Annotated in this window: 19 protein-coding genes; 10 read left to right on the top strand and 9 right to left on the bottom strand. The window is 69.2% G+C overall.

Annotation, left to right across the window (positions count from 1 at the left end; all coding sequences use genetic code 11):
- Positions 1-270, top strand: a 270-nt coding sequence (locus AU195_RS26275) for a hypothetical protein (protein ID WP_286149442.1), incomplete at its 5' end; no start/stop codon positions are given.
- 416 nt (positions 271-686) lie between these two features.
- Positions 687-1,145 carry a hypothetical protein gene (locus tag AU195_RS26270; protein ID WP_286149441.1) on the top strand — a complete coding sequence of 153 codons (459 nt, stop codon included), beginning with the start codon at positions 687-689 and terminating at the stop codon, positions 1,143-1,145.
- Positions 1,146-1,203: 58 nt separating this feature from the next.
- On the opposite strand, the gene AU195_RS21150 is transcribed toward AU195_RS26270, so the two are convergent.
- Entirely contained in the window at positions 1,204-2,535 is a 1,332-nt protein-coding gene (locus tag AU195_RS21150; RefSeq protein ID WP_157531216.1) for a sensor histidine kinase, read from the bottom strand.
- A 145-nt stretch (positions 2,536-2,680) separates the two neighbouring features.
- On the opposite strand from AU195_RS21150, the gene AU195_RS21145 reads away from it, so the two are divergent.
- On the top strand, positions 2,681-3,538 hold the full coding sequence (locus tag AU195_RS21145) for an acyl-CoA thioesterase (RefSeq protein ID WP_059161000.1): 858 nt from the start codon (positions 2,681-2,683) through the stop codon (positions 3,536-3,538).
- 5 nt (positions 3,539-3,543) lie between these two features.
- Here AU195_RS21145 and AU195_RS21140 read toward each other — a convergent pair whose 3' ends face one another.
- Positions 3,544-4,206, bottom strand: coding sequence for a UdgX family uracil-DNA binding protein (locus AU195_RS21140; protein ID WP_059160999.1), 663 nt, complete (start codon positions 4,204-4,206; stop codon positions 3,544-3,546).
- A gap of 294 nt (positions 4,207-4,500) precedes the next feature.
- On the opposite strand from AU195_RS21140, the gene AU195_RS21135 reads away from it, so the two are divergent.
- Together AU195_RS21135 and AU195_RS21130 are read left to right on the top strand one after the other, a co-directional pair.
- Positions 4,501-4,947: a universal stress protein gene (locus AU195_RS21135; RefSeq protein ID WP_059160998.1), complete on the top strand. Its 447-nt coding sequence runs from the start codon at positions 4,501-4,503 to the stop codon at positions 4,945-4,947.
- Positions 4,948-5,027: 80 nt separating this feature from the next.
- Positions 5,028-6,329 (top strand): cytochrome P450, encoded by a 1,302-nt coding sequence (locus AU195_RS21130; protein WP_059160997.1) that lies wholly within the window; start codon positions 5,028-5,030, stop codon positions 6,327-6,329.
- A 3-nt stretch (positions 6,330-6,332) separates the two neighbouring features.
- Here the strand turns inward: AU195_RS21130 and AU195_RS21125 are convergent, their stop codons facing one another.
- Entirely contained in the window at positions 6,333-6,833 is a 501-nt protein-coding gene (locus AU195_RS21125) for a DUF427 domain-containing protein (RefSeq protein WP_059160996.1), read from the bottom strand.
- Entirely contained in the window at positions 6,823-7,500 is a 678-nt protein-coding gene (locus tag AU195_RS21120) for an MBL fold metallo-hydrolase (protein ID WP_059160995.1), read from the bottom strand. The genes AU195_RS21125 and AU195_RS21120 overlap by 11 nt, the downstream gene beginning before the upstream one ends.
- An 86-nt stretch (positions 7,501-7,586) precedes the next feature.
- Here AU195_RS21120 and uvrA point away from each other — a divergent pair, with 86 nt between their 5' ends.
- Positions 7,587-10,481, top strand: coding sequence for an excinuclease ABC subunit UvrA (uvrA, locus tag AU195_RS21115; RefSeq protein WP_059160994.1), 2,895 nt, complete (start codon positions 7,587-7,589; stop codon positions 10,479-10,481).
- On the opposite strand, the gene AU195_RS21110 is transcribed toward uvrA, so the two are convergent.
- Genes AU195_RS21110 through AU195_RS21090 form a run of 5 tightly spaced genes read right to left on the bottom strand, consistent with a single transcriptional unit; the run spans position 10,471 to position 17,170 of the window.
- The gene (locus AU195_RS21110; protein WP_059160993.1) at positions 10,471-11,952 is read right to left on the bottom strand and encodes a flavin-containing monooxygenase; all 1,482 of its coding nucleotides are present in this window, start codon (positions 11,950-11,952) and stop codon (positions 10,471-10,473) included. The genes uvrA and AU195_RS21110 overlap by 11 nt on opposite strands.
- A gap of 52 nt (positions 11,953-12,004) precedes the next feature.
- Complete coding sequence (locus AU195_RS21105) at positions 12,005-13,171, bottom strand: winged helix DNA-binding domain-containing protein (RefSeq protein ID WP_059160992.1); 1,167 nt, start codon at positions 13,169-13,171, stop codon at positions 12,005-12,007.
- 3 nt (positions 13,172-13,174) lie between these two features.
- Positions 13,175-13,450 carry a hypothetical protein gene (locus AU195_RS21100; protein ID WP_059160991.1) on the bottom strand — a complete coding sequence of 92 codons (276 nt, stop codon included), beginning with the start codon at positions 13,448-13,450 and terminating at the stop codon, positions 13,175-13,177.
- 36 nt (positions 13,451-13,486) lie between these two features.
- Entirely contained in the window at positions 13,487-16,789 is a 3,303-nt protein-coding gene (lysX, locus tag AU195_RS21095; protein ID WP_059160990.1) for a bifunctional lysylphosphatidylglycerol synthetase/lysine--tRNA ligase LysX, read from the bottom strand.
- A gap of 45 nt (positions 16,790-16,834) precedes the next feature.
- Positions 16,835-17,170 (bottom strand): DUF1844 domain-containing protein, encoded by a 336-nt coding sequence (locus tag AU195_RS21090; protein ID WP_059094720.1) that lies wholly within the window; start codon positions 17,168-17,170, stop codon positions 16,835-16,837.
- 255 nt (positions 17,171-17,425) lie between these two features.
- Here AU195_RS21090 and infC point away from each other — a divergent pair, with 255 nt between their 5' ends.
- Genes infC through AU195_RS21070 form a run of 4 tightly spaced genes read left to right on the top strand, consistent with a single transcriptional unit; the run spans position 17,426 to position 19,449 of the window.
- On the top strand, positions 17,426-18,010 hold the full coding sequence (infC, locus tag AU195_RS21085; protein ID WP_167535206.1) for a translation initiation factor IF-3: 585 nt from the start codon (positions 17,426-17,428) through the stop codon (positions 18,008-18,010).
- Between the two features lie 36 nt (positions 18,011-18,046).
- Entirely contained in the window at positions 18,047-18,241 is a 195-nt protein-coding gene (rpmI, locus tag AU195_RS21080; protein ID WP_011560373.1) for a 50S ribosomal protein L35, read from the top strand.
- Positions 18,242-18,286: 45 nt separating this feature from the next.
- Complete coding sequence (rplT, locus tag AU195_RS21075) at positions 18,287-18,676, top strand: 50S ribosomal protein L20 (protein ID WP_059094719.1); 390 nt, start codon at positions 18,287-18,289, stop codon at positions 18,674-18,676.
- Positions 18,677-18,702: 26 nt separating this feature from the next.
- On the top strand, positions 18,703-19,449 hold the full coding sequence (locus AU195_RS21070; RefSeq protein ID WP_059160989.1) for a TrmH family RNA methyltransferase: 747 nt from the start codon (positions 18,703-18,705) through the stop codon (positions 19,447-19,449).
- Positions 19,450-19,581 lie beyond the last annotated feature (132 nt).

The following is a 19,581-nucleotide window of genomic DNA, read 5'->3' as shown; positions in this document are numbered from 1 at the left end:
GTGTTTCGCCTCCGGCGCCGCCGGCTCCTCCGGCTGCGGTGGTTGAGCCTGCTGCGGGTGTTGAGCCTCCGGCTCCGCCGGCACCTCCGGCTGCGGGTGTTGAGCCTGCTGCGGGTGTTGAGCCTCCGGCTCCTCCGGCACCTCCGGCTGCGGTGGTTGAGCCTGCTGCGGGTGTTGTGCCTCCGGCTCCTGCGGCTCCTCCGGCTGCGGTGGTTGAGCCTGCTGCGGGTGTTGTGCCTCCGGCTCCGCCGGCTCCTCCGGCTGCGGTAGTCGAGCCTGCTGCGGGTGTTGCGCCCCCGGCTCCGGGTGGCGCGGGGGCTGCGGGTGGTGGCTCCGGTGGAGCGGGCGCCCCGCCTGCACCTCCGGCCCCGCCGGCCGCTGCGGTTCAGCCTGCCGCCGCTGCGGCGCCTCCGGCTCCGCCTGCCCCGCCTGCCGCGGTGGTGGAACCGGCCGCCGGTGTCGCTCCGCCCGCACCTCCGGCCCCGCCGGCCGCTGCGGTTCAGCCTGCCGCTGCTGTGGCGCCTCCGGCTCCGCCTGCCCCGCCTGCCGCGGTGGTGCAACCGGCCGCCGCCGTCGTGCCGCCCGCCCCTCCGGCTCCGGGAGTGCCGGCAGCCGCCTCGGTGCCCGCCGTCGCTCCGCCCGCCCCTCCGGCTCCGGGAGTGCCGGCAGCAGCCTCGGTGCCCGTCGTGACCCCGCCTGCGCCCCCCGCGCCGCCGGCCGCTGGTTCCGGCGCGGTGAACGTGGTCACCCCGCCCGCGCCTCCGGCTCCGCCGGCCGGCGCCTCGACCGCGGTCAACATCCCGACACCTCCGTACCCCGCCGCGCCCGGTGCGTCGGCCAGCGGTACGGGCGGTACGCCCCCCGGGGTGTTCCCGCCGCTCGAGGGTGCAGCAGCGGTGTTCGACCGTCTGCTGCCGGGAGCACCGACGCCCGGTGCGCCGGGTGCCGCGGCCAACGGCCCGTGGGACTTCATCCCGACGATCTCGGTGCCGCAGATCCCGGGTCTCCCGGTTCCGCTGCCCACCGAGATCGGGCCGCCCAGTGACGGTATCTGCGCCGGGACCGGTGGGCTCTGGTCGGCGAGCGCCGCTCCGGCCACCACGCCGGCCGCCCGCCCGGCAACGGACCGTCGCGACGATTGGTGACCTGCACTCGGTGAACACCGCGATCGGGCCCGGCGTGCTCACGCCGGGCCCGACGCAGTCAGCGGGTGACTGGAAGCCGCAGCAACAGCCGCGCTCCGCCCATCGGACTGGTCTCCAAAGACGCTGTCCCGCCGTGTAACTCGGCTTGCTGGGCAACCAGCGCCAGGCCCAGTCCCGAGCCCGAACGCGATGCGGTCGACCCGCGGGAGAACCGCTCGAACACCAGCGTGCGCTCCGCTTCGGGCACACCGCTGCCGTTGTCGTCTATCGCGATCTCCACATCCTCGCCGGACCGGATGGCGCTCAGCCGGATCTGCGTGGCATCACCGTGTTTGATCGCATTCGCGATGGCGTTGTCGATCACCAGGCGTAACCCCGCGGGCAGTCCCAGGATCCGGACAGGCGCCGATGGCACCAGCGAGACGTCCAGTCCGGGGTAGCTGCGCAGCGCGTCGTGCGCGGCGCGGTCCAGCAGTTCGGTCACGTCGACCGGGACGTGATCCTCAGCGGTCGTCAATTCCCCCTGGGCCAACCGTTCGAGCGCGGTCAACGTCGCCTCGATCCTGCTCTGTGTGCGGACCACGTCGTTGATGACTTCTTTGCGCTGCTCGTCGGTCATGTCGAGGGTCGACAACACTTCCAGGTTGGTGCGCATCGCGGTCAACGGCGTGCGCAGTTCGTGCGATGCGACCGCGGCGAAATCGCGCGCCGACTCCAGCGCCGCCTTGGTCCGCTGTTGCTCCTCGCCGATGCGCGCCAGCATGCCTTCGACTGCCTCGGCGATCTCGGCCGCCTCCCACACGCCGCCGACCTGAACTTCCTCCGGTTTGGACTGCGCGTTGATGGCGCGGGCCTGCTGCGCCAGCAGGCGGAACGGGTTGATCATGATCAGCCACATCACCCAGCCCACGACCACGGTGCCCGCGATCACCCCACCGCAGATCAGCACGACCCGCAGATGCAACTGGTCGATGCGGCGCTGCGTCTCCGCCAGCGGTGCGCCCAGCGCGATGGTCGCGGGCCCGGCCGCGAAGGTGCGCACCCGGTACTCCACACCGTCGATGGTCGTGTTGGCGTATCCGGCCTCGAGTTGCGGCAGCACGATGTCCTTGGGCACCGACATCGTCACTCCGCCGATCCGCGCCGTCCGGACCAGCGTGCTGTCGGGAAGCGGGTCGTCCTGGGATTCCGCAGCGTTCGCCGCGTTCAGCAACGTCCCGAAGTCACCGAGGCTGGTCACCGAGTCGAGTTGCCGGTCCAGCTGGCTGTACTGGTCGTTCGTCACGCCGACCCACACCCACGTGCCGAGAGTGAGCACCAGCACGACCACCGACAGCGCGGCCACGATCACGATGGTGCGCAGCGACACGATCGGCATCGGCATCGGCATGAAGTGCCGTAGCCGCTCGTCGACGCGCACTATCGGGCTGGCCGCACGACGCCCGGCGGGCGCGGAGTTGTCGCAGCGCTGTCCACGACGCTCATCTTGCCTGACCGGTTCGGCCGGCCGCGGCGGCGTCCGGCATGATGCCCCGGTGGTAGCGCGGACACTCTCGGACATCCTGACGACCCTGGACGTCGAACAGATCGGGGATGACGAGTTCATCGCGACGCAGCTGGACAATGCCGCACATCACATCGTCGGTGGGCACATCGCCGCTCAGGCGCTGATGTCGGCGAGCCGCACGGTCACCGCTGACCGCACCCCGCACAGCATGCACGTCTACCTGATGCGTGCCGGCGACGCGCGCCGACCGGTGCACTTCGAGATCACCCGGTTGCGTGACGGCGGCATGCTGTCCTCACGCCGGGTGCTGGCCCGCCAGGACGACCAGGTGCTGCTCGAGGCGCTGGTGTCGTTCACCGCGCCGCTCGACAGCTTCGAACACCAGCAGCCGATCCCCGACGTGCCGTCCCCGGAGTCGCTGCCGTCGGTGCAGGAGCAGTTGCGCCCGTACGCGGATGAGCATGGCGGGCACTGGGTCCGGCCGCAACCGCTCGACCTGCGTTACGTCGATCCGCCGTCGCGTCTGGCGCTCGATGAGCCCGACCCGTCGCCGCGCATCAGACTGTGGTGGCGTCCCGCCGAACCGATGCCCGACGATCCCATCCTCAACAGCTGCCTGCTGACGTACGTATCGGGCACCGCACTGCTGGAGACGGCCATGGTGGTGCGCCGGACGACGCCGGTGACGGCCTTCTCGGCGCTGATCGACCACGCCGTGTGGTTCCACCGGCCGGCTGACTTCTCGGACTGGGTGCTCTCGGATGCCGTCACACCCAGCGGCGTCCACGGTCGCGCGCTGGCCACCGCCACGATGTACAACCGCGACGGGGGACTGGTCTGCACCGCCACCCAGGAGGTCTACTTCGGCCGCGACCGCCGGGACTGAATCCGCTATCGGCGGTCGCCGTGCATCAGCCGCGCCGCGACGCGCAGATCCTCGGTGAGGGCGTCGAACGCCTCCTGCCGGTTGTCGGCCGGTCCGCGCAGCACCGAGGACGGGTGCACGGTCGCCACCACTGCCGGGTCGATGTCCAGATCGGTGATCTGCGGCAGTGACAGCACATCTCCTCGGTGGGCGGTCAACCGGAAGTCGTTGCCCAGTAATGCTTTTGCCGCCGTCGCGCCGAGCAGCACCACGACTTCCGGTTGCACGGCGTCCAATTCGGCGAGTAGCCACGGCCGGCACGCGACGACTTCGGTGCGGCTCGGGGTCTTGTGGATGCGCCGCTTGCCGCGTTCGGGCAGGGTGAATTTGAAGTGTTTGACCGCGTTGGTGACGTAGACCGCGTCGCGGTCGATACCCGCGGCCGCAAGTGCTCTGTCGAGCAACTTGCCTGCGGGGCCGACGAACGGTTCTCCGGCGCGGTCCTCTTGATCGCCGGGCTGTTCCCCGACGAACATGACCGTCGCATTCGCGCTGCCCTGGCCGAATACGCCCTGGGTGGCGTCGTGGTAGAGCTCGCACCCTCGGCAGGCCTGCACCGCGTCGGCCAGGATGGACACGTCGCGGGTGTCGGGAACGAAGTCCTCTGCGCCGGGCACTTTCGTCGGCATGGCGATGGACTACCCGCGCGAGGGGCCGGTCATGCGCCGGCGCGGATGTCGGTGCGCGCGGGTTGATCTGGGTCACCCCGGGATTGCGATGCGACGGTGCCCGACGCCGGCGCGGCGCGTCGATTGCGTCACTGTGCCGACCGTTACGACTTTGCCGAGCGCTAACATCGGTGCCGGTAGAACGCCGTTGGCCGCACCGAGCGGACCCGCCGGGTGTTGCGATTAGCACCCGGGTTCGTCTGGCGACGCGTTACTGTCTCGGTTGGCCTTGCAAACGACTCTGGGAGGGTATGGATGAGCGCCTATCGCACCGTGGTGGTCGGCACCGACGGATCGGATTCGTCGTTGCGGGCAGTCGACCGCGCGGGCCAGATCGCTGCCGGTTCGGGCGCAAAGCTCATCGTCACCACCGCCTACTTCCCCCAGAGCGAGGATCAGCGCGCCGCCGACGTCCTGAAGGACGAGGGCTACAAGATGTCGGGCAACGCCCCGATCTACTCCATCCTGCGGGAGGCCCGCGACCGCGCGAAGGCCGCAGGCGCTGAGGACATCGAGGAGAAGGCCATCGTCGGTGCGCCGGTCGACGCCCTGGTCGAGCTGGCCGAAGAGGTCAAGGCCGATCTGCTCGTGGTCGGCAACGTCGGCCTCAGCACCATCGCCGGACGGCTGCTCGGCTCGGTGCCCGCCAACGTGGCGCGCCGCTCGAAGACCGACGTCCTCATCGTGCACACCACGCCCTGATTCGGGCCGGCTGACCTCGTTCATTCCCGACCCCGGGTCGACTCCGAGTGCCACACTCGGTGTTGACGTGGAGGTCAGTAATGACGAGAACACTGCATCCGGCCGGTATCGCGCCGCGTGAGAACGGTGCGCCGCCACCGCAGGTGCCGCTCGACGAGATCGACCTGGGCGTCCTCGACTTCTGGGAGTGGGACGACGACCGCCGCGACGGGGCCTTCGCCACTTTGCGCCGGGAGGCGCCGATCGCGTGGTTCGAGGTCCCCGAATTCGCCGGTTTCCCCGGCGGCCGCGGACATTGGGCGCTGACCACCTACGACGACGTGCATCATGCGAGCAGGCACCCGGAGGTGTTCAGCTCGATCCCGACCAGCACCGCGCTCAATGACGTCCCCGTCGAGATCGCCGAGTACGTCGGGTCGATGATCTCGCTCGACGATCCGCGGCACCTGCGGCTGCGCTCCATCGTGAACCGGGCGTTCACCCCGAAGATGCTCACCCGCATCGAGCAGAGCGTCCGCGACCGCGCTCGGCGCCTGGTCGCCGACCTCATCGCAGAGCACCCGGACGGGCAGGCGGACTTCGTGCGGACCGTCGCCGGACCGTTCCCGCTGCAGATCATCTGCGACATGATGGGCATCCCCGAGGAGGACGAGGAGAAGATCTTCAACTGGACCTCGATCGTGCTCAGCGGTGCCGACGAGGAGATCGCCAAGGACCATGACACCGTCGTCGGGGCGGTGCTGTCACTGGGCGAGTACGGGCTCGCGCTGGCCGAGGCCCGCCGGTCGCGGCCGACCGACGACCTCACCACCAACCTGGTGCAGGCCGAGGTCGACGGTGAACGCCTCACATCGGCGGAGATCGCGTCGTTCTTCATCCTGCTGTCGGCGGCCGGCAACGAGACGACCCGCAACGCGATCAGCCACGGTCTCGTCGCGTTGACCCGCTATCCGGAGGAGCGCCGACGCTGGTGGGACGACTTCGACGCCGTCGCGCCGACCGCCGTCGAGGAGATCGTGCGGTGGGGGTCGCCGATCATCTTCATGCGCCGCAACCTCACCGAGGACGTCGAACTGCGCGGCGTGCGAATGAAGGCGGGGGACAAGGTGTCCATGTGGTACAACTCCGCCAACCGCGACGAGAGCAAGTTCGACAATCCGTGGCTGTTCGACGTGACGCGGGATCCCAACCCGCAGATCGGCTTCGGTGCCGGTGGCGCGCACTTCTGTCTCGGCGCCAACCTGGCCCGGCGCGAGATCCGGGTGCTCTACTCGGAGTTGCGCCGACAGGTGCCCGACATCGTGGCCATCGACGAGCCGGCGATCCTGCGGTCGGCGTTCGTGCACGGCATCAAGCGGCTGCCGGTCGGCTGGACGGTGTGAACGTCACCAGCCCATGGAGCCCGGCACACCCTTGAAGGGCCCGACGACCCTGCTGGTGATCCAGCCGCCGTAGAAGCCTCCGGGTTGCGGCACCACCTGCTCGTCATCGACGGTGCAGCGGTCCATCTGTGCGGCCATCACCGCGACCGCACCGGCGATCGCCTCGAAGCCCCGCGTGGGATGCGCGTACGTCCAGGCCGCCCTGGGCGCGACCCGGTCACCGGCGACGACGTCGTAGTAGCCGGCCTGCCCCTTCCATTCGCACCATGAGCTGCCCGCCGCCGGGCGCAGGGTGCCGGGTGCGAAGCAGTCCGCGGGCAGGTAGTACGTCGGCGGATGGCTCGTCTCGAGCACGCGCCAGGCCGTTGTCGTCGAGGCGACGGTGCGTCCGCCGAACTCCACGGTGATCGAACCGCGGAACGTCTCGAGCCGCGGCGGGCGCGGGTAGTCCCATACGGACTCCTGACCCGGGCCGGGTTTCAGCGGGACCGGTCTACCAGCCACGTTCGCGCCACTCGCCGAGGTGTGGACGCTCGGCACCCAGCGTGGTGTCGTCGCCGTGGCCGGGGTAGACGACGGTCGAGTCGGGATAGACGTCGAACACCCGGGTGGTGACGTCGGTCAGCAGCTTCTCGAAGTCACCCTCCTGCCACGTCTTACCCACTCCGCCGGGGAACAGGCAGTCTCCGGTGAACAGGTGGACGGCGTCGCCGGCGGCCGGACCGCGCAGCGCCAGCGCGATGGACCCCGGGGTGTGGCCACGCAGGTGGATGACGTCGAAGGTGAGGTCACCGATCCGGAGGGTGTCCCCGCCGGCGAGGTAGCGGTCGGGGGTGACCGGCAGCGGTCCCGCGTCGAGTTCGTGTGCGGCCGTGGGCGCGCCGGTCGCCTCGGCCAGTGCCGACAGCGCCTGCCAGTGATCGAAATGCTGGTGGCTGGTGAGGATCAGCGTCACGCTCGGCGCCAGTTTCCGGACGAGTTCCAGCAGGACGTCCGCATCGTTGGCGGCGTCGATGAGTAACGTCTCACCGGTCTGGGAACAGGTCACCAGGTACGCGTTGTTGTCCATGGGACCCACCGAGACCTTGACGATCGTCGCGCCGGGAAGAGTGCGCCTGGCCGCGGTCCGGGGTTCCACATGGCCGGTGTAGTTGTCGTCGACGACTGTCATGACAGCCACGGTAACGGGCTTGTCGGTGGGGACACCTAGCATGGATCAAAGTGCGTTGACCATGTCTGAGCCAGGGAAGGACCGAGTTGGCTGACCGCCTGATCGTCAAGGGTGCGCGCGAGCACAACCTGCGAAGCGTCGACCTTGACCTACCGCGCGACGCCTTGATCGTGTTCACCGGGCTGTCCGGTTCGGGGAAATCGTCGCTTGCGTTCGACACGATCTTCGCCGAGGGGCAGCGCCGCTACGTCGAATCGCTGTCGGCTTACGCGCGCCAATTCCTCGGGCAGATGGACAAACCGGACGTCGACTTCATCGAGGGCCTGTCACCCGCGGTATCCATCGACCAGAAGTCGACCAACCGCAACCCGCGGTCCACGGTCGGCACCATCACCGAGGTCTACGACTACCTGCGGCTCCTCTACGCGCGCGCAGGCACGCCGCACTGCCCGGTGTGCGGGGAGCGCATCGCGCGGCAGACTCCTCAGCAGATCGTCGACCAGGTCCTCGCCATGGACGAGGGCCTGCGTTTCCAGGTGCTCGCACCGGTCGTGCGCACCCGCAAGGGTGAGTTCGTCGACCTGTTCGAGAAGCTCAACAGCCAGGGCTACAGCCGTGTCCGTGTCGACGGGGTCGTCTATCCGCTGACCGACCCGCCCAAGCTCAAGAAGCAGGAGAAGCACGACATCGAGGTGGTCGTCGACCGGCTCACCGTGAAGGCCACCGCGAAGCAACGGCTGACCGATTCGGTCGAGACGGCGCTGACGCTGGCCGACGGCATCGTGGTGCTCGAGTTCGTCGACCGTGAGGACGACCACCCGCACCGCGAACAGCGGTTCTCCGAGAAACTGGCCTGCCCCAACGGCCATCCCCTCGCGGTCGACGATCTCGAACCGCGGTCGTTCTCGTTCAACTCGCCCTACGGCGCATGTCCGGAATGCGCCGGTCTCGGCGTCCGGAAAGAGGTCGACCCCGAACTCGTCATCCCCGACCCCGACCTGACACTGGCCGAGGGCGCCATCGCCCCGTGGTCCATGGGCCAGACCGCGGAGTACTTCACCCGCATGCTGACCGGGCTCGGCGAGTCGATGGGCTTCGACGTCGACACCCCCTGGAAGAAGCTGCCTGCCAAGGTGCGCCGCGCCATCCTCGAGGGTTGTGACGAGCAGGTCCACGTCAAGTACCGCAACCGCTACGGCCGCACCCGCTCGTACTACGCCGACTTCGAGGGCGTCATGGCGTTCCTGCAGCGCCGCATGGAGCAGACCGACTCCGAGCAGATGAAGGAACGCTACGAGGGCTTCATGCGTGACGTGCCGTGCCCGGAGTGCGACGGCACCCGCCTCAAACCCGAGATCCTCGCGGTCACGCTCGCCGCGGGTGACCACGGCGCCAAGTCGATCGCCGAGGTCGCCGAGCTGTCGATCGCCGACTGCGCCGGCTTCCTCAACACGCTCACCCTGGGCCACCGCGAACAGGCCATCGCCGGGCAGGTGCTCAAAGAGATCCAGTCACGGCTGGGGTTCCTGCTCGACGTCGGGCTCGACTATCTGTCGCTCTCACGCGCGGCGGCCACCCTCTCCGGCGGGGAGGCGCAGCGCATCCGGCTCGCGACACAGATCGGGTCCGGTCTGGTCGGCGTGCTCTACGTCCTCGACGAACCGTCGATCGGGTTGCACCAACGTGACAACCGCCGCCTCATCGACACCCTGGTGCGGCTGCGGGAGCTGGGCAACACGCTCATCGTGGTCGAACACGACCTCGACACCATCGCGCACGCGGACTGGGTGGTCGACATCGGTCCGGCCGCAGGGGAGCACGGCGGGCGGATCGTGCACAGCGGCACGTACAAGGACCTGCTGCGCAACCCGGACTCCCTGACCGGCGCCTACCTGTCGGGTCGCGAGAGCATCGAGGTGCCGGCGATCCGGCGCCCCGTCGACCGCAAACGCCAGCTCACCGTCATCGGCGCGCGCGAGCACAACCTCAAGGACGTCGACGTCGCGTTCCCGCTCGGGGTGCTGACGTCGGTCACCGGAGTGTCGGGTTCGGGTAAGTCGACCCTGGTCAACGACATCCTGGCCTCGGTGCTGGCCAACAAACTCAACGGCGCCCGGCAGGTGCCCGGCCGCCACACCCGGATCAACGGCCTCGACCAACTCGACAAGCTGGTGCGGGTGGACCAGTCGCCGATCGGGCGGACCCCCCGGTCGAACCCCGCGACCTACACCGGCGTGTTCGACAAGATCCGGTCGCTGTTCGCGGCCACCACGGAGGCCAAGGTCCGCGGTTATCAGCCGGGCCGCTTCTCGTTCAACGTCAAGGGCGGCCGCTGCGAGGCCTGTTCGGGCGACGGCACCATCAAGATCGAGATGAACTTCCTCCCGGACGTGTACGTCCCGTGCGAGGTGTGCCACGGCGCCCGGTACAACCGCGAGACACTCGAGGTCCACTACAAGGGCAAGACCATCGCCGAAGTGCTCGACATGTCGATCGAGGATGCGGCGGAGTTCTTCGAACCCATCAGCTCCATCCACCGGTACCTCAAGACGCTGGTCGACGTCGGGCTGGGATACGTGCGGCTCGGTCAGCCTGCGCCGACGCTGTCCGGCGGTGAGGCCCAACGGGTCAAATTGGCCGCCGAACTGCAGAAGCGCTCGACCGGCCGCACGGTCTACATCCTCGACGAGCCGACCACCGGCCTGCACTTCGAGGACATCCGCAAGCTGCTCAAGGTCATCAACGGTCTGGTCGACAAGGGCAACACCGTGATCGTCATCGAGCACAACCTGGACGTGATCAAGACCTCCGACTGGATCATCGACATGGGGCCCGAAGGCGGCGCCGGCGGCGGCACCGTCGTCGCGCAGGGAACACCGGAGGACGTCGCGGCGAACACCGACAGCTACACCGGCCAGTTCCTGGCCGAGATGCTCGACGTGCCCGCGCCGACCCGCAAGCGGCGCAAGGTCAGCGCGTGAGCGACGGCTCGTTCGTGCGGGTCACCTCGTAGGCGTCGAGGTCGAAGCGACGCGTCTGATTGCGGAACCGGAAGGTGAAGTCCGGCCACAGGGTGGTGTTGTTGCCGTGCGCGTCGAGGTACCAGCTCGCGCACTTGCCGGTCATCCACACCGAACCGTCCAGCGCCCGCTGCAACCGTTCGTTGTAGACGTCGAGCGCGTCCTGTTTGACCTCGACGGTGCGTAGCCCCTGCTTGTCCATGGTGGTGATGGCGTCGACGACGTAGTTCAGCTGCGACTCGATCATGTAGACCATCGAGCTGTGTCCGAGACCGGTGTTCGGCCCGACGAGGACGAACATGTTCGGGTAGCCGGCGATCGTGGTGCCCTTGTAGGCGCGCATGCCCTTGTCGGCGAACCTCTGCGTCAGGCTGGCGCCGTCGGCGCCGCACACGGTCTCGAACATCGGCGAGTCGGTGACGTGGAAGCCGGTGGCCACCACGATGGCGTCGACCTCGCGCGCGGTGCCGTCGGTCGCGACGATGCGGCGGCCGTCGATCTGCTTGATTCCGTCGGTGACCAGGTCGACGTGGTCGCCGTCCAGGGTCGGGTACCAGTCGTTGGAGATCAGCATCCGCTTGCAGCCGATGCGGAAGTTCGGCGTCACCTTGCGCCGCAACGCGGGGTCCTTGATCTCGGTGCGGATCTTCATCCGCGAGAGCAGTTCGAAGCCCTTCATCAGATTCGGGTTCTTCGCCAGTCCGACGACCTGAACCTCCCGGCCGGCGTAGATACCCGCCCGGGCGACCCGCAGGAAGCCGGGCACGTTGCGGAACGCCCACTTCTCGGCGCGGGTGAACGGGCGGTCGAACCGCGGTAGCAGCCACGGTGCAGTGCGCTGGTACACGTCAAGGTGCGCGACCTGGTCGGCGATGGCCGGGACGATCTGAATCGCCGATGCGCCGGTGCCGATGACCGCGACGCGCTTGCCCGACAGATCGGCGTCGTGGTTCCACTGCGCGGAGTGGAACATCTCGCCACCGGCAGTCTTGAAGGACTCGATGCCCGGGATGTCCGGCAGCGACGGTTCGGCCAGCGAGCCGAACGCGGTGATCAGCACGTCGGCGGTGACCGGTCCCGCACTGGTCGACAGCTCCCACTGCGATGCCGTGGGATTCCACGCGGCGCGACTGACGGTGCACCCGAACCGGTGCCGGTCGAGGACGCCGTAGCGGTGCGCGACCTGACGCAGATAGTCCTCGATCTCGGGCTGGGCGGAGAACGAGCGTGTCCAATCCGGGTTCAGCGCAAAGGAATACGAGTACAGATGCGACGGCACGTCGCACGCCGCACCGGGATACGTGTTGTCGCGCCACGTCCCGCCGACGTCGGGACCGCGTTCGAAGACGACGAAGTCGCGGTGGCCTGCCTGCTGCAGTCGGATCGCGGCGCCGAGGCCGGAGAACCCACTGCCGATGATCGCGATCTTCATCGCAACCCCTTCCGTCGGTGGGCGTAGGTTAGCCAACACCTCCGGGTTCGAATCACGTTTTGATCACCGGCGAGGGAAACCGCGGGCTCACCCGCGCGCCGTCGAGCCATGCGCTCAGGTCGTCGGCGCGTTGCTCGAGCGCCGCCGCGCCGTCTCGGCCCACGTCCTCGAGCAGATGCACCACCACCCGGCCGTCGGCGTCCTGACCCCACGCGCCGACGATGCGGCCGTTCCACCACGCCGTCGGACCGCCGTTGCCGTTGCGGTCGAAGACCTGCGCGCGGTGTTCGCCGAGGTACCACTCGCGGTCGACCCAGCCCATCGTGGTCACGTCGAGGCCCGGCAGCAGCGCCGCCCACGGTTCGGGCTCCGGCTCGGGGTCGAGGTCGTCGGGCAACGCGAATCCCGGCGTTCCGTGCAGGTCGACCTCCACGGCTCCGAGGGACTGAAGGGCCTGCCGCGCCCACGTGAGGGTGTGGCCGAACCACCATTTGACGTCGGTCACCGTGGCGGGACCGAACGCCCGCAGCCAGCGTCCGACGACGGCGACGGCGGCCTCGTCGGCGTCCAACGGGGCGGCGCCGTCCTCGAGCCAGTCGGTGCGCAAGGTCCACCTCGGACGGCTGACCGTCCAGCCGCCGTCGTTCGGGCCGCGGACGATGTCGCCGCGCACACCCAGCACGGTCAGCACGCGGGGTGCCAGCGGGGTGGGCCCGCCCCACGCCTTTCCGGGTGCGTAGTCGTGGCTGCCCGCCAGTTCTGGCAGCACGGTGCGCAACTCGCGCGCGCTGGTCGGTCCGTGTCGCCGCAAATGTTCGAGGACGGCGGCGCAGGCGGTGTCGAGCCAGGCGGCGCCGTCGGCGGCCACACCGGCTTTCTCGGCGTCGGCGATCAGGCGCCTGCGTTCGTTGGCGGCGACGCGGTCGCTGGCCGCGCTCTGGATCATCGGGAGCTCGTCGCTGCGCACCACCCACAGCGTGCGGCGCATCGCGAGGTGTTTCACGACGGTCCGGCGGTGATAGAGCGCGGTGTCGAGGTGGGCGAGGTCGAATCCGGGGACGCGCGCCCACAGCGTCAGGTACGGGGTGGCGGGATCGGTGGCGTGCAGTCCGACCATCGTCGTGACCACCTCGTCGAGCGAAGCGGCACGCCCGTCATCAGCGAGGAAGTGGCGCCGAGCAAGCCTGGCCCGCCGCTCGGCGGGTGTGAAAGAGCGCAGCGCTCAGTCCTTTTCGCGCATCTGCTCGCGGATCTCGGCCAGCCGCTGCGCGGCCGCGCGCTGCCGTTCTTCGTACTGTTCGTCGGCGGTGCGGCCCTCCGGGGTCTCGGCGGCCAGTTCCGCGGCACCGATCGCCGTGCCGTACCGGTCTTCGATCTTCTCGCGCACCGACTCGAAGGTCGGGACGCCGCCCGGTGTGTACCCGGTGTCGAGCGCTTCCGCAGGTGGGGGCGGCGGCGCGGGGGCGGGTTCGGGAGCTGGCTGCGGTTCGTCGGCCATGCCGTCACGGTACTCGCGGTGACGGACAGCCGGCTGTCAACGTGGCCGGGCCAACGGGAACGGCAGCGTCTCGCGGATGCTGCGGCCCGTGATGAGCATGACGACCCGGTCGACACCCATGCCCAGCCCGCCGGTGGGCGGCATGGCGTATTCCATCGCCTGCAGGAAGTCCTCGTCGAGTTCCATCGCCTCCGGATCACCGCCGGCGGCCAGCAGCGACTGCTCCTGCAGCCGGCGGCGCTGCTCCACCGGATCGGTGAGTTCGCTGTAGGCGGTGCCCAATTCGACGCCCCACGCGACCAGGTCCCACCGCTCGGCCAAACCGGGAATGCTGCGGTGCGGGCGCGTCAGAGGGGACACCGACGTCGGGAAGTCCTTGTAGAACGTCGGCCGCTCGGTACGGTCCTCGACCAGGTGCTCGTACATCTCGAGCACCACCGCGCCCTCGTCCCAGTGGGTCAGATAGGGGATGCCCGCCGCGTCGGCGAGCTTGCGCAGCGTCGGCAGGTCCGTGCCGGCGTCGATGTGTTCGCCGAGCGCCTCGGACACCGCGTCGTGGACGGTCTTGACGGTCCACGGTCCGGAGATGTCGACAGGTTCGAGCACGCCGTCGTCACGCGGGCGCAAGAACACGTGCTCACCGTTGGCGGCCATCGCGGCGTTCTGGATCAGCTCGCGGCACCCGTCGATCCACACGTGGTAGTCGGCGTGGGCCTGATAGGCCTCGAGCAGCGTGAACTCGGGGTTGTGGGAGAAGTCGACACCTTCGTTGCGGAACGCGCGGCCGAGTTCGAAGACCCGCTCCACACCACCGACGCAGAGCCGCTTCAGGTAGAGCTCGGGCGCGATGCGCAGGTACAGGTCGAGGTCGTAGGCATTGATGTGGGTCTGGAACGGCCGCGCGTTGGCGCCGCCGTGGATCTGCTGCAGGATCGGCGTCTCCACCTCGAGGAAACCCTTGTTATACAGGGTGTCCCGGATCGCGTGCAGCACACCGCTGCGGGCCCGGATGAGGTCTCGCGCCTCGGTGTTGACCGCCAGGTCGACGTAGCGGGCCCGGACCCGGGCCTCCTGATCGGTCAGGCCCTTCCACTTGTCGGGCAGCGGGCGCAGGCATTTTCCGGTCAGCCGCCAGTGCCGCACCAGCAGCGAGCGGGTGCCGTTCTTGCTGTACCCCATCGTCCCGGTCGCCTCGACGAGGTCGCCGAGGTCGACCGCCGCCGTGAAGTCCGCTGTGCCGCCCTGCTCGAGGGTCGAGTTGTCCAGCAGGAGTTGGAGTTCGCCCGACCAGTCCCGCAACTGCGCGAACAGCACACCGCCGTAGTCGCGGATCCGCAGCACCCGGCCGGCGACGCTCAGTTCGACGTCGTCGGAGGAGTCGACGGCCGCCGCCGCCGTGTGGCTGGGCGCCTGCCCGACCGGATAGGCGTCGATGCCGTTGGCCTGCAATGCTTTCAGCTTCGCCATCCGGACCCGCACCTGCTCTGGCAGCCGAGGCGGATCGTCGTCGCCGGTGTCGGAGCGCAGCCCCGACACGTCCGGTGCGGTGCCGTCGTGGTGCAGCAGACCGCTGGCGACGAGGTCCTGCGGTGCGGAGATGTGATGGCCGGTGTGCTGTTTGTTGCGCCGGGAGAACGGCAGCACCAGGAACCCCTCGGCGATCACCGACGCCACCCCGACGCGGGGGATGAGCCGTGCGTCCTCGTAGCAGGCGTACCGCGGGACCCACTGCGGCTGGTACTTCATGTTCGACCGGTAGAGCGTCTCCAGCTGCCACCAGCGTGAGAAGAAGACGAGCAGCCAGCGCCACAACCGGGCCACCGGACCCGCGCCGAGTTGAGCGCCCTGTTCGAACGCGGACCGGAACATCGCGAAGTTGAGCGAGATGCGCGTGACGCCGATGTCCTCGGCCTGCATGCACAGCTCGCTGACCATCAACTCGATGGTGCCGTTGGGCGACTGCGGGGAGCGCCGCATGACGTCCAGCGAGGCGCCGTTGCTGCCCCACGGAACCAGCGACAGCATCGCGACGACCTTCTCGCCCTCCACGGCTTCGACCAGCAGGCAGTCGCCGTCGGCCGGATCGCCCAACCGGCCCAGTGCCATCGAGAACCCGCGTTCGGTCTCGGTGTCACGCCAGGCGTCGGCGTGGGCGATCACCTCGGCCATCTGTTCGGTCGAGAGCTCCCGGTGTCTGCGGATGCGCACGGTCACGCCGGCGCGGCGGGCCCGCGTCACCGCCTGGCGCACGGCCCGCATGTCCGGCCCCGAGAGGCGGAACCTGTCCGGATGCAGGATGGCCTCGTCGCCCAGTTGGATCGCGCTGAGCCCGGCGGCGCGGAAGGCCTCGGCCCCGCCCACGCTGGCACCCATGACGCCGGGCGCCCATCCGTACGTCTCGCACAGCGCCAGCCACGCGTCGATGGCCTGCGGCCAGGCCTTCGGGTCGCCGACCGGGTCACCGCTGGCCAGACAGACCCCGACCTCGACCCGGTAGGTGATCGCGGCCCGCCCGTTGGGTGCGAACACCACGGACTTGTCGCGGCGCGTCGCGAAGTACCCCAGCGAGTCGTTCTTGCCGTAGAGCTCGAGCAGACCGCGGATGGCCGATTCGTCTTCGCCCGTGAGCGCGTTCTCGGAGCGCTGCGACTGGAACAGCACGATCGCCGCGGCCATCAGCGCCAGCGCGCCGAACAGTCCGAGCAGCGCGTTGACCACCACGTGCGGGTGCTGACCGTCGAACGCGTCGGGGTCGACGCCGGCGAACGCGAACACCCGGTTGGCGGCGTAGGCCAGCCGGTAGCCGCGTTCGAGGGTGCCGGGGAACAGTTCGAGCAGACCCCAGCCGACGAGCACGCCGACGGCCATCCCGGCGGCCAGCACACCGGCCGCCTTGAACAGCGCACCGCGGCGCACGCGCGCCCAGAACAGCGGGCGCGCCAGCAGCAGGAAGGCGATCGCCGCGAGGTGGAAGACGAGGCCGATGACCTCGCCCGTCTCCTCGACGATCGATTCGTCACCGGTCAGCAGATCGCCGATGTTCCACCCGACCGCGGCCACCATGTAGAGCAGCAGAATCCACCACGCGATGCGTTTGCGGGCAGCGAGCGCACCGGCCAGCAGCGCCAGCACGAACGCCCACGCGAAGCTGGTGTCGGGGAAGTTGAAGATGTAGTCGTTGACGAACTCGCGCGGCACCCGGATCACCCACCGCACCAGCGGTGAGACGCTCGCGATGAGCGACAGGGTGGCGATGACCCCGACGGTCCACCCGGCGGCCGCGGGGACCCAGGAGTAGCGGGAGGCGGCGCGCGTCCTCGGCGGACTGGTGAGCGTCATAGGCCGGGACATTATTCGCTCAGGGCCCCGAATGTGGGGACGTGATCACCAGACCGGACCGGTGTATTTCTCGCCGGGCCCCTTGCCGGGTTCGTCGGGGGCCGCGCTGGCTTCGCGGAACGCCAACTGCAGCGTCTTCAGACCGTCACGAACAGGTCCCGCATGCGGGCCCAGGTACTCCGCCGAGGCCGTCACCAGGCCGGCCAGCGCGGTGATCAGCCGGCGGGCCTCGTCGAGGTCACGGTGGGGACTGTCATCCGGATCGGGGTCCGACAGACCCAGCTTCTCGGCCGCCGCGCTCATCAGCATCACCGCCGAACGGGTGATCACCTCGACGGCGGGAATATCGGCGAGCTCGCGCGTGCTTGGATCATCGGTCATGCCTGCTAGACTGGCATGCGCGACCGTCCTGGCTGACGCCAGGACAGCAAGTGGAGTCCCACTCCCACCGCTGGCCACCTCGGCACAGCGGTCCGGTCACCGGCATCGAGTATGCCGGTTCTGCGCTGTCGGCGCAGGCGGCGGATGCCGTGATCGGTCGGCAACGGGCCCTGCGGTGCAGGGCCTTCCTGCTCTGACGGGCAGGTGCGGAAATGGGCCAGTGGACTCCCAGGAGAACACAACATAGGAGGCCCCATCAGCACTGAGACCCGCGTCAACGAGCGCATCCGCGTACCTGAAGTTCGCCTGATCGGACCGGGCGGTGAACAGGTAGGCATCGTGCGCATCGAAGATGCACTCCGCGTCGCCGCGGATGCCGATCTCGACCTCGTCGAAGTTGCACCGGACGCCAAGCCGCCCGTCTGCAAGATCATGGACTACGGAAAGTTCAAGTACGAGACGGCACAGAAGGCGCGCGAGTCTCGCAAGAACCAGCAGCAGACCGTCGTCAAGGAACAGAAGCTCCGCCCCAAGATCGACCCGCACGATTACGAGACCAAGAAGGGTCACGTCATCCGCTTCCTCGAAGCCGGGTCCAAGGTCAAGGTGACGATCATGTTCCGCGGACGCGAGCAGTCGCGGCCCGAACTGGGCTTCCGGCTCCTGCAGCGGCTGGGCGCCGACGTCGCCGAATACGGCTTCGTCGAGACGTCGGCCAAGCAGGACGGACGCAACATGACGATGGTGCTGGCCCCGCACCGCGGCGCGAAGACTCGCGCCAAAGCGGCGGAGCAAGCCGAGCGTCCCCGCGAGTCGGCCCCCGGCCCGGACGCCACGTAGTACTGCCCGACACCGAACAGAATCAAGAGGACACCCATGCCCAAGGCCAAGACCCACAGCGGCGCGTCCAAGCGCTTCCGGCGCACCGGCACCGGAAAGATCGTGCGCCAGAAGGCCAATCGGCGCCACCTGATGGAGCACAAGCCCACCAAGCGCACCCGTCGCCTCGCCGGCCGCACCCAGGTGTCGGCCAACGACGCCCCGCGCATCAACAAGATGCTCAACGGCTGAGCGACGAACCGACCTTTCCCAGTCCGCACGAGATAGGAACCACCCATGGCACGCGTCAAGCGCGCAGTCAACGCCCAGAAGAAGCGCCGCACAGTACTCAAGGCCTCCAAGGGCTACCGCGGTCAGCGGTCACGCCTGTACCGCAAGGCCAAAGAGCAGCAGCTGCACTCACTCACCTACGCCTACCGCGACCGGCGGGCACGCAAGGGTGAGTTCCGCAAGCTGTGGATCTCGCGGATCAACGCCGCGGCCCGCGCGAACGACATCACCTACAACCGGCTGATCCAGGGCCTCAAGGCCGCAGGCGTCGAGGTCGACCGCAAGAACCTCGCCGAGATCGCCGTCAGCGATGCCGCTGCGTTCACCGCCCTGGTGGAGGTGGCCAAGGCCGCACTGCCCGCCGATGTGAACGCGCCGTCCGGAGAGGCCGCCTGAGCCTGCTCACTGAGCGCTCCGCCCGGGTGGCGGCAGCGGTCAAACTCCACCGACACGTCGGTCGCCGCCGCGCCGCACGCTTCCTCGCCGAGGGACCCAACCTCGTCGAGGCCGCGTTGCGGCGCGGTGTCGTATCCGAGGTCTTCGTCACCGAAGCGGCCGCGGCGCGGTTCGCGGCGTTGCTCGCCGGCGCCGACGTGCACCTGGTCACCGAGCGTGCGGCGAAGGCGTTGTCGGACACGGTGAATCCGGTCGGCCTCGTCGCGGTGTGCCGGATGCCCGAGGTGTCCCTCGACGCGGTGCTCGGTGCCTCCCCGCGACTCGTGGCGGTCGCGGTCGAGACGTCAGAGCCCGGGAACGCGGGCACGTTGATCCGGCTCGCCGACGCGATGGGCGCCGATGCGGTGATCCTGGCCGGCCACAGCGTGGACCCCTACAACGGCAAGTGCCTGCGGGCCTCGGCGGGCAGCATCTTCGGGGTGTCCGTCGTCGAGGCTCCCGACACCGCGGCGTTGGTGGCGGCGCTGCACGGCGCCGGACTCACAGTGCTGGCCACCACGCTCGACGGTGAGGTGAGCCTCGACGACGCGGACCTCGATGCGCCGACGGCGTGGCTGTTCGGCTCCGAGGCGCACGGACTCGCACCCGAGACCGCCGCGCTCGCCGACGCCCGGGTGACCATCCCGATGGCCGGCAGCGCCGAGAGCCTCAACGTCGCCGCGGCCGCGGCGATCTGCCTGTACCAGAGCGCCCGCGCCATGCGCTCGCACTGAGCCTCGCGGCGTGTGCCCCGGCTCTGTGCCGAGTGTGCACGCACTGCGAAAATCGAGCGGCGGTTTCAAGCGGTCGATGCAACACCCTTCTGATTGAGGAGTGTTGTGGGTTCGAATCGTGTGTTGCGGTCG

Origin of the sequence: Mycobacterium sp. IS-1496, assembly GCF_001499995.1 — a bacterium.
Classification (GTDB): Bacteria; Actinomycetota; Actinomycetes; order Mycobacteriales; family Mycobacteriaceae; genus Mycobacterium.
This window is presented reverse-complemented; position numbering and strand designations above follow the sequence as displayed.

Bases quoted from the DNA above. Each gene is read 5' to 3' on its own strand.
- AU195_RS21120 (WP_059160995.1), bottom strand. From the start codon at position 7,500: ATGACAGTCGTCGACGACAACTACACCGGCCATGTGGAACCCCGGACC.
- AU195_RS21140 (WP_059160999.1), bottom strand. From the start codon at position 4,206: ATGCCGACGAAAGTGCCCGGCGCAGAGGACTTCGTTCCCGACACCCGC.
- rplT (WP_059094719.1), top strand. From the start codon at position 18,287: ATGGCACGCGTCAAGCGCGCAGTCAACGCCCAGAAGAAGCGCCGCACA.
- AU195_RS21110 (WP_059160993.1), bottom strand. From the start codon at position 11,952: ATGAAGATCGCGATCATCGGCAGTGGGTTCTCCGGCCTCGGCGCCGCG.
- AU195_RS21130 (WP_059160997.1), top strand. From the start codon at position 5,028: ATGACGAGAACACTGCATCCGGCCGGTATCGCGCCGCGTGAGAACGGT.
- rpmI (WP_011560373.1), top strand. From the start codon at position 18,047: ATGCCCAAGGCCAAGACCCACAGCGGCGCGTCCAAGCGCTTCCGGCGC.
- AU195_RS21090 (WP_059094720.1), bottom strand. From the start codon at position 17,170: ATGACCGATGATCCAAGCACGCGCGAGCTCGCCGATATTCCCGCCGTC.
- AU195_RS21100 (WP_059160991.1), bottom strand. From the start codon at position 13,450: ATGGCCGACGAACCGCAGCCAGCTCCCGAACCCGCCCCCGCGCCGCCG.
- AU195_RS21150 (WP_157531216.1), bottom strand. From the start codon at position 2,535: ATGCCGATGCCGATGCCGATCGTGTCGCTGCGCACCATCGTGATCGTG.
- AU195_RS21135 (WP_059160998.1), top strand. From the start codon at position 4,501: ATGAGCGCCTATCGCACCGTGGTGGTCGGCACCGACGGATCGGATTCG.
- lysX (WP_059160990.1), bottom strand. From the start codon at position 16,789: ATGACGCTCACCAGTCCGCCGAGGACGCGCGCCGCCTCCCGCTACTCC.